The 9,543-nt window shown below is 71.4% G+C and carries 6 protein-coding genes; 2 read left to right on the top strand and 4 right to left on the bottom strand.

Annotated features, from left to right (window positions below):
* Nucleotides 1-9: 9 nt before the first annotated feature.
* Genes ACIOJE_RS05130 through ACIOJE_RS05145 form a run of 4 tightly spaced genes read right to left on the bottom strand, consistent with a single transcriptional unit; the run spans nt 10 to nt 3,945 of the window.
* The gene (locus tag ACIOJE_RS05130) at nt 10-855 is read right to left on the bottom strand and encodes a CoA ester lyase (RefSeq protein WP_280682713.1); all 846 of its coding nucleotides are present in this window, start codon (nt 853-855) and stop codon (nt 10-12) included.
* Nucleotides 852-1,814 (bottom strand): isopenicillin N synthase family oxygenase, encoded by a 963-nt coding sequence (locus tag ACIOJE_RS05135; RefSeq protein WP_280682714.1) that lies wholly within the window; start codon nt 1,812-1,814, stop codon nt 852-854. The genes ACIOJE_RS05130 and ACIOJE_RS05135 overlap by 4 nt, the downstream gene beginning before the upstream one ends.
* Nucleotides 1,811-2,314 (bottom strand): MaoC family dehydratase, encoded by a 504-nt coding sequence (locus tag ACIOJE_RS05140; RefSeq protein WP_280682716.1) that lies wholly within the window; start codon nt 2,312-2,314, stop codon nt 1,811-1,813. Before ACIOJE_RS05140 ends, ACIOJE_RS05135 begins: the two co-directional genes overlap by 4 nt.
* Nucleotides 2,311-3,945, bottom strand: a complete 1,635-nt coding sequence (locus ACIOJE_RS05145) for a 2-isopropylmalate synthase (protein ID WP_400773386.1) — start codon at nt 3,943-3,945, stop codon at nt 2,311-2,313. Before ACIOJE_RS05145 ends, ACIOJE_RS05140 begins: the two co-directional genes overlap by 4 nt.
* A gap of 292 nt (nt 3,946-4,237) precedes the next feature.
* On the opposite strand from ACIOJE_RS05145, the gene ACIOJE_RS05150 reads away from it, so the two are divergent.
* Together ACIOJE_RS05150 and car are read left to right on the top strand one after the other, a co-directional pair.
* Nucleotides 4,238-5,629, top strand: a complete 1,392-nt coding sequence (locus tag ACIOJE_RS05150; RefSeq protein ID WP_400773389.1) for an MFS transporter — start codon at nt 4,238-4,240, stop codon at nt 5,627-5,629.
* A 113-nt stretch (nt 5,630-5,742) separates the two neighbouring features.
* Nucleotides 5,743-9,276 carry a carboxylic acid reductase gene (gene car, locus ACIOJE_RS05155; RefSeq protein WP_400773391.1) on the top strand — a complete coding sequence of 1,178 codons (3,534 nt, stop codon included), beginning with the start codon at nt 5,743-5,745 and terminating at the stop codon, nt 9,274-9,276.
* The last annotated feature ends 267 nt before the right edge of the window (nt 9,277-9,543 follow it).

The following is a 9,543-nucleotide window of genomic DNA, read 5'->3' on the forward strand; positions in this document are numbered from 1 at the left end:
GACGGAACGTCAGGAGGCGGCGGTGTCGGCCGCGTGGAGCTGGAGCATGCGCCGGGCCTGCAGCACGAAGGGCGGGGCCAGCACGCGGTCCTTCTCGACCGCGAAGCCGTACGGCGTGGAGTCGTAGTCCTCGACGACCCGCCGGTACTCGGCGAGCTTCTCCGGTCCGACCGTGAACGCCTCGGCGATCGGGTCGACCTGGCGGGGGTGGATGGCCGCCTTGCCGGTGAAGCCGGCGTCCCGGGCCGCCCGGCACGCGGCCGAGACCACGTCGAGGTCGTGCAGCTCGAACGAGTTGGTGTCGATGGCGGGGATCCGGTGCCGGGACGCCGCGACACAGAGCCGGGCCCGCGCGTAGTCGAGGTAGGTCTCGTTCTCGGCGTACATCTCGGCCGTCAGGTCGGCCTGGCCGAAGCAGAGGCCGTCGCTCACCTCGGCGATGGCGAAGGCGTTCTCGACCGAGTCCAGGGTCTCGATGAAGCTGCAGATCTGCGGCGGCTTCGAGGTGCCCGACAGCAGGGCCCGGTAGATCGCCACGTCGCCGGGGCCGGCGATCTTGGGGATGAAGATCACGTCGAGCGGGACGCCGCCGATCACGGCGTCCAGCGCGATCAGCATCCGCAGGTCCTCCAGGCCGTCGGGCGTCGCGATGCTGTTCACCCGCATGCCGAGGGCGGGCAGGCCCGCCTGCGTCAGGTCCGCCGCGGCCAGCATCGCGCGGGCCTCGGCCTTCTTGGCCGGGTGGGTGGAGTCCTCCAGGTCCAGGACCAGCATGTCCGCCTGGACCTTGCCCGGCTTGGCCACCGAGGCCAGCAGCAGCGCCGGGGTGTACAGCAGGCTCGCGTAGGACTTCACTGCGCACTCTCCCTTCCGAACAGCAGGTTCATCTTCTGGAGCGAGAAGTCCTCGTAGCGGATCGGCTCGTACTTCGCGGGGCGGTCCGCCGTGAACTTCGGGAAGCACTCGATGACGGTGTCGTCGTTGGCCAGCTTGAAGAACACGATGGACTGCCGCCGCCGGTCGGCGAGCCGGACCCGGTGCGGCGTCGAGACGTACTCGTCGTTCGACCAACGGGCCATCAGGTCACCGATGTTGACGATGAAGCTGTCGCGCTCCGGGACCTCGACGTCCAGCCAGCGGCCGGCGAGGTCCCGCAGCTGCAGGCCGGGGCCGTCCTGGGTGAGCAGCGTGATCAGCGTGCCGTCGGTGTGCTCCCCCATGCCCTGGTCGTTGAGGAACTCCGGGGCGACGCCCGGGTAGAGGTGCGACCGGAGCGAGTCGTTCGAGGTGTCCGTGCGGGTGGCGAAGAAGTCGCGCGGCAGGTCCAGGGTCAGCGCCAGCAGCTCGGCGATCCGGCCCGAGACGCTCTCGCAGGCCGCGAAGTAGCGCTTGAGCGCCGCGCGCAGCCGGGCGCCCTCCTCGTCGGCGGGGAAGGGAAGGTCCTCGTCGTCGTCCAGGATCAGTCGCCCGGCGCTGAACTTCTCGACGTAGTCCGACGGCATGCCCTGCTTGCCGGTGTACGCGAACGCGTTCTCGGACAGCAGGGCGCTGTATCCGTACGGGCTGTAGTCGTTGTCGCCGCGCGCGGTGCTGGTCCGCATCGGGAGCTCGCGCTTGGCGTCCAGCGGGCGCCCGAAGAAGCGCAGCGACGCTTCGTAGGCGTCGTCGAAGACCTCGGGGGCGATCCCGTGGCCGCGCACGACGAAGAACCCGGTGTGCCGGCAGGCCTCGGAGATCTCGTCGGCGACCTTGCGTTCGGCGTCGTCGTTGCCCGCCTGCGCGAGCTCGGGTGCCAGCGTGATGACCGGGATCATCGGTCCGCCTCCTGCCGGGGGACGAGAATCGTCCGTTCGAATTCGATCACTGTCACGCCGTCCTGGTTCTGGCCGGAGCTGTGGACGGTCACGATCCCCTCGCCGGGCCGCTTGGCGGACTCCCGCTTGGAGACGATCCGGGTCTGCGCGTAGAGCGTGTCGCCGACGAACACCGGGGCGGTCAGGCGCACCTTGTCCCAGCCGAGGTTGGCGGTGCCCTTCGCGCTGATGGTGCCCACCGTCATGCCGTTGACGATCCCGAAGGTGACCAGGCTCGACACCAGCAGCCGGCCGAACTCGGTCTTCTCGGCGTACACCGCGTCGATGTGCAGCGGGTGCTGGTTGAGGCAGAGCAGGGAGCTCCACACGTTGTCGCTCATGGTGATCGTCCGGCCCGGGCGGTGCTCGACGACCTCGCCGGGGACGAAGTCCTCGTAGTACAGGCCGCCGTCCTCCCGGAAGACCCCGGGGGCCACTTCGACGTAAGAGTTCGCCCTCACTGCTGTCCTCCTTCGGTGTCGGCGCGATCTTCGGTGTCGGTCCGGCCTTCGATGCCGGCCCGGTGCAGGGCGGACCGGGCCGCCCGGTGCGCCGCGTCGGCGGCCGTGGCCGCCAGGCCGATCCCCCAGACCGTCCGCCCGTCCGCGTCCAGCGCGGCGAAGCAGGCCGTCGGTTCGCCGGCCGCGGGCGCCGCGGTGGTGACCACGACCTGGGTGAACTTCACCCCGTGCGCCGCGGTGTGCTGCGCGACGACCTCGTGCTCGTCGGCCGCGGAGGGCGACGCGAGCGAGTCGTCGAGGCGGTAGGTGTCCTGGAGCAGCTGCCAGATCTCGGTCGGCTCCAGTTCGCGCCCCAGGGTGTCCGCGGTGTTCTGGACCACGGTCGCGAAGTCCCGGCGCAGCTCCGTCGGCAGGTCGACGCCCCAACCGGCCTTCAGCACGTAGGCGATGCCGCCCTTGCCCGACTGGCTGTTCACCCGGATGATCGCCTGGTAGTCGCGACCGACGTCCTTCGGGTCGATCGGCAGGTACGGGACCTGCCAGGGCAGTTCCCCGACCTCCCGGCCCTCGCGCCCGGCCTGGGTGGCGAGCGCGGCCAGGCCCTTGGCGATGGCGTCCTGGTGGGTGCCGGAGAAGGCGGTGTACACCAGGTCTCCGACGTAGGGGTGCCGCGGGTGCACCGGCAGGCGGTTGCAGTCCTCGACGATCTCGCGGACGGTGTCGATGTCGGAGATCTCCAGCTGGGGGTCGACGCCCTGGCTGAAGAGGTTGAGCGCGAGCGTCACCAGGCAGACGTTGCCGGTGCGTTCGCCGTTGCCGAAGAGTGTGCCCTCGACCCGGTCGGCCCCGGCCATCAGCGCCAGCTCGGCCGACGCGACGGCGGTGCCCCGGTCGTTGTGCGGGTGCACCGACAGGATGATCGACTCGCGCCGGTCGAGGTTGCGGTGCATCCACTCGACCTGGTCGGCGAAGACGTTGGGCGAGTGGGTCTCCACGGTGGTCGGGAGGTTCAGCACCAACGGCCGGTCGGGCGAGGCGCCGACGATCTTCGTGACCAGGTCCGCGACCTCCAGCACGAACTCCGGCTCGGTCAGGTTGAACGTCTCCGGCGAGTACTCGAACCGGATGTCCGTCCCGGGGGTCCGCTCCGCCAGGCGCACCATGTGCTCCGCGCCGTCGACGGCCATCTGCCGGACCTCGTCCCGCGACATGCCGAACACGACCTCGCGCCACAGGCAGGCCGTCGCGTGGCACAGGTGCACCGTCGCGCGTTCGGCCCCGTGAATCGCCTCGAAGGTCCGCTCGATGAGTTCCGGACGGGCCGGCGTGAATACCGAAACCGTCACGTCGTCCGGAATTCCGTCCTTGGTGACCAATTCCCGGACGAAGTCGAAATCGTCGGTGCTGGCCGCCGGATATCCGATTTCGATGTCCTTGAAACCCGTCGCGACGAGCAACTCGAACATCCGCTTCTTACGGCGCGGGTCCATCGGCTCGGCCAGCGCCTGATTTCCGTCCCGGAGGTCGACCGAAGCCCATACCGGAGCCCGATCGAGCGCCTGGTCCGGCCATCGTCGAAGCCAACCCGCCGTCGGTGTCGGCTCGTTCCGCGCATAGCGCTGGAACGGCATCGACGACGGGCGCTGCAGAATTCCGCGGTTCCGCTCCGGGAAAGGCAGTGGTGACGCAGTTCTTCGTGCTCCCATGCTGCCGCCTCTCGCTGTTCTCGGTGCTCCGACAGTACGGAGGGCCCGGCTCCGCGGGGAAGCAGAGGATCTTCTAGACCTGACCCTGGAATCGGACCAATTCGGCGCATTCGGACCAGATCGGCACCTCCCGTGGTTGACGCCACGGGTTTCGTCGGGGATAGGATTTCGCGACACGACCGGCATGAATTCACCGCTCACGTGAAATGGCACCCTCATGGCCAACTCGACCAGTCTCGACAACGACGCGCCGGACGTGGCGAGTACACCCCTGAGACCGCGCCGCGTTCTGACGGCGGCCAGCCTGGCGACCGGGATGATCGTCATCGACATCAGCATCGTGAACGTCGCGATCCCGGAGATCCGGGCCGGCCTGCACGCCAGCCTGGCGACGATGCAGCTCGTCGTCGACGCGTACGTGATCATCATGGCCAGCCTGGTGCTGGCCGGGGCCGCGCTGGTCGGGCGGTTCGGCGCGGTGCCGATGTTCCGTCTCGGCGTCGCCGTGTTCGGCGTGACGTCCGTGCTGTGCGGGCTGGCACCCGACGGCGCCGCGCTCGTCGTCGCACGGGCGTTGCAGGGACTCGGGGGCGTGCTCCTCACACCCGCCACCCTGGTGATGCTCACCGACACCTACCGGGACCCGGACGACCGCGCCAAGGCCGTCTCGGTCTGGGCGATGGCCGCCGGAAGTCCGGTGGCGTTCGGCCCCATCCTCGGCGGCGCCCTGGTCGCGGCGGTGGGATGGCGGAGCATCTTCCTGGTCAACGTGCCGGTCGTCCTGATCATCCTGTGGCTCTCGGCGCGTCACATGCCCCCGGGCGAACGGGCCGCGCGCAAGGAGCCCCAGGACACGCTCGGCCAGTTCCTCGTCATCGTCCTCCTCGGCGGCGTCGCGCTGACCCTGACCGAGGGACGGGAGCTGGGGTGGACCCGACCGCTGCCCGTGGTGGCGGCGGCGGTGGCCGTCGTCGCGTTCGCCGCCTTCGTGGTCAGGCAGCGCCGGTACGCGTTCCCCATGATCCCGGGCGACCTGTTCCGGGCCCCGGGGTTCCGCAACTTCGTCGCGGCGGGCCTGCTGCTCTTCGCCGGCTACTACGGACTGGTGTTCTCCATCAGCGTGTTCCTCCAGCAGGTGCGCGGGTACGATCCGGTCACCACCGGACTGTGCTTCCTGCCCTCCGCCCTGCCGATCACCTTCATGCCCCTGGTCGCCGGACGCGTCCACGCCCGGCTCGGTGCCCCCCGGGTCCTGGGCATCTCGGTCCTGCTGACCCTGGTCGGCGGGCTGTTGCTGACCTTCATCGGCGGAGACGCGCCGGTCGGCACCGGCATCGGGCTGCTCTTCATCGGGCTCGGCTTCGGCCTGGCGACGGTGCCCCAGATCACCCTGGTCATGGCGACGGCCCCGGCGCACCGCTCGGCGATCGCCAGCGGGATGCTGTCGGCGGGCCGGTCGACGGGCACCATGATCGGCGTCGCGCTGCTCGGCGGTCTGCAGTCCGGGAACGGCATCGCCGCACCGGCGTTCGCGGCCGTCGTCATCTACCTGCTGATGGCGCTGGCCGTCGGCCTCGGCGCCCGACGGCTGCCCGCGGGCCCGGCCTAGCGGACCGTCCCGACGCGAGCACGGCCCCGCTCTCTCTCCCGGCGGGGCGCGGTCCCGCGGACGCACGGCCTCCGCGGCATCGGTTCATCGGACTCCTCACAACCGGAGCACTCATGTCTGAGCATCAGCCGGATCGCGACATAGCCTCCCTGGCCGCGGCACTGCACGCGAACGATCCCGAATTCGCCCGAGCGGTCCCGTCCTCGGAGGTCGCCGCAGCCGTCCTGGGCGCCGACGGCGGCCTCGTCGGCACCATCGCGGCCGCCATGAACGGCTACGCGGACCGGCCGGCCCTCGGCCGCCGGGCCGAGCGGCTCGTCCAGGACCCGGCCACCGGCCGCCACCACCTCGAACTCCTCCCCGCCTTCGAGACCGTGACCTACGGCGAGCTGTGGCAGCGGGTCGGCCGGCTCGCCACCGCCTGGGCCGACCCGGCCGGCGGCGACCTGCGCGCCGGCGACTTCGTCGGGGTGCTGGGCTTCACCAGCGTCGACTACGCCACCATCGACCTGGCCTGCATGTACCTGGGGGCGGTGCCGGTGCCGCTGGCCACCGGATCGTCCGCGGTGCGGCTGGCCCCGGTCGTCGCCGAGACGGAGCCGCGGCTGCTCGCCGCCGACATCGGCTCGATCGGCGCCGCGGTCGACACCGTCCTGGCGTCCGACTCCATCGAGCGCCTGGTCGTCTTCGACTACGACCCGCGCGTGGACGACCACCGCGACGCCCTGCGGCACGCCGTCGACAAGCTGGGCGGGCGGGCCTCGGTGGCGTCACTGCCGGAGGAGCTGGACCGCGGCGGCCGGCTGTCGGCCGTGCCACCGTGCGACGGCGACCCGGACCGGCTGGGCGGCCTGATCTACACCTCCGGGAGCACCGGCACGCCCAAGGGCGCGATCTACACCGCCGCCATGCTCACCGGAATGTGGCAGAAGGCCGGCGCCGGCATGGCCAGGGCCGGCGACCTGCCGGTGCCGACGATCGTCCTGCACTACATGCCGATGAGTCACGTCAACGGCCGTTCCTGGCTGATCTCCGGACTCGCCTCCGGCGGCATCGGGTTCTTCGCGGCCCGCGGCGACATGTCGACGCTGTTCGACGACATCCGCCTGTCCCGGCCCACGGTGCTGAGCCTGGTGCCGAGAATCTGCGACATGGTGTACCAGCGCTACCTCCTGGAGGCCGACCGCCTCGGCCGCACCGGCGCCGCCCGCCCGGAGGCGGAGACCGTCGCCCGCGTCCAGGTGCGGGACGGCATGCTCGGCGGACGGATCATCAGTGCCCTGTGCGGCAGCGCGCCGCTGTCGGCGCCGATGCACACCTTCATGGCCTCGATCCTCGGCGTGAAGATCACCGACTGCTACGGGTCGACGGAGACCACCCGGGCCGTCGTGGTCGACCAGCAGGTGCGCCGGCCCCCGGTCCTCGACTACCGGCTCGTCGACGTGCCGGAGCTCGGCTACTTCGCGACCGACAAACCGCACCCCCGGGGCGAACTGCGCCTGAAGTCGGCCGGGTTGGTCCCCGGGTACTACAAGCAGCCGGAGGCCACCGCGCGCGCCTTCGACGAGGACGGCTACTACCGGACGGGCGACGTGGTCGCCGAGCTGGCGCCCGACCGGCTGGTCTACGTCGACCGGATCAACAACGTCGTGAAGCTCTCGCAGGGCGAGTTCGTCGCGGTCTCCCGGCTGGAGTCGCTGTACTCGACCAGCCCGTACATCGCGCAGATCTACGTCTACGGCAGCAGCGAGCAGGCGTTCCTGCTGGCGGTGGTGGTCCCCGACCAGGACCGCCTGGGGCAGGCCGACGATGCCGCGGTACGGGCGGCCGTCCTCGACTCGATGCGGGAACTCGCCCACGAAGCGGGCCTCTACCCGTACGAGGTCCCGCACGACGTGCTCGTCGAGCGGCAGCCGTTCACGATCGAGAACGGGCTGCTCTCGGGAGTGGGCAAGCTCCTGCGCCCCGTCCTCAAGGAGCACTACGGCGCCCGGCTGGAGCAGCAGTACGCGGACATCGCGACCGGCCGGGCCGGCCAGTTCGCCGCGCTGCGGGCCGAGGGCCAGGACGTCGCACCGCTGGAGGCGGTCCTCACCGCGGTCCAGATCACCCTGGGCTACCCCTCCTCGCTGGTCCGCCCGGAGGCCAACTTCACCGACCTGGGCGGCGACTCCCTGTCGGCGCACACGTTCTCGACGGTCCTGGAGCAGGTCTTCGACGTCGAGGTCCCGGTCCAGGCCATCCTCAGCCCCACCTCGACGCTGGCCCGCATCGCGGACCACCTCGGCTCGGCGCGCGGGCCGCAGACGCCCCGTGCCACGTTCGCCTCGGTGCACGGCCGCGACGCGGCCGAGGCCCGGGCGAGCGACCTGACGCTCGATCACTTCCTGGCGGGGCAGGGCTTCGACGGGAGGCGTCCCGAGCGGCCGGCCCCGGCCCCGGACGGCACCGCTCCCGCCGAGCACGTCCTGCTCACCGGGCCGACCGGATACCTCGGGCGGTTCCTGGCGATCGAATGGCTCCAGCGCGTCGCCGGGACGGGCGGCCGGCTGACCTGCCTCGCCCGGGCCGCCGACGACGCGGCCGCCCGGCAGCGGGTGGTCGAGTGCCTGCGCGCCGCGGCCGGGGACCGGACCGACTGGTTCGACGCCGTCGCGGTGAAGCACCTCGACGTCCTGGCCGCGGACGTGGCGGCGCCGAAGCTCGGCCTCGACGACGAGACCTGGGAGCGCCTGGCCGCCGAGACCGACCGGATCGTGCACGCCGCGGCCATGGTCAACCACGTGCTGCCGTACAGCCGGCTGTTCGCACCGAACGTCGGTGCGACGGCGGAGCTGATCGGGCTGGCGCTCACCGGCCGGCCGAAGCGGTTCGCCTACGTCTCGACCATCGCCGCCGCGATGCAGCCCGACGGGACGCTCCTCGACGAGGCGGTCGACATCCGCACGGCAGCCCCGGCCCGGCAGTTGAACGAGTCCGACGCGAACGGCTACGCCACCAGCAAGTGGGCCGGTGAGGTCCTGCTGCGGGAGGCGCACGAGCGCACCGGCCTGCCGGTCACGGTGTTCCGGCCCGACATGATCCTGGCCCACAGCCGCCTGCCCGGCCAACTGAACCTGCCCGACCGGTTCACCCGGCTGATCGTCAGCGTCCTCGCGACGGGCATGGCGCCGCGCTCCTTCTACCGGCTCGACCAGGACGGCAACCGGCGGCGGGCCCACTACAGCGGCCTGCCGGTCGACTTCACCGCCGAGGCGATCGCCTCGCTCAGCGCCCGGAACGCCGACGGGTACGTCACGTACAACACCGTCAACGCGAACGACGACGGCGTCTCGCTGGACGAGATCGTGGACTGGCTGATCGACGCGGGGCATCCGATCACCCGGTTCGACGACCACCGGGAGTGGCACATGCGCTTCGAGGCGGCGCTGCGGGGCCTGCCCGACCACCAACGCCGGCTGTCGCTGCTGCCGTTGCTGGCGGCGTACGCGAAGCCGGGCGAGCCGCGGGCGGGCTCCGCGACCCCGGCCACCCGGTTCACCGCGGCGGTCGGCGACCTCGGTGTCGGCAGCGGCCTCGTGCCGTCGCTCTCGCCGGAGTTCATCGGCAAGTGCGTCGCGGACCTGCGGCTGCTCGACCTGCTCTGACCTGCTCTGGCCTGCTCTGACCGGCTCTGACCGGCCTGATCCGGATCGAGTACGGCCGACCGCTCCCGGTGGGTGCGGTCGGCCGTTCGGTGTCGTGGCCCGGTGGCGGCCGGGCAGCAGAGCGCCCGCGGCCGGGTGAACGGCCACGGGCGGTCGGCCCGGTCGGTCAGCCTCGCAGCGTCGCCATCCAGGTTTCGACCTGGTCGGGTGTGCGGGGGAGGGTGGTGGAGAGGTTTTCGTTGCCGTTGTCGGTGACGAGGATGTCGT

This window comes from Kitasatospora sp. NPDC087861 (assembly GCF_044742585.1).
Lineage (GTDB): Bacteria > Actinomycetota > Actinomycetes > Streptomycetales > Streptomycetaceae > Kitasatospora.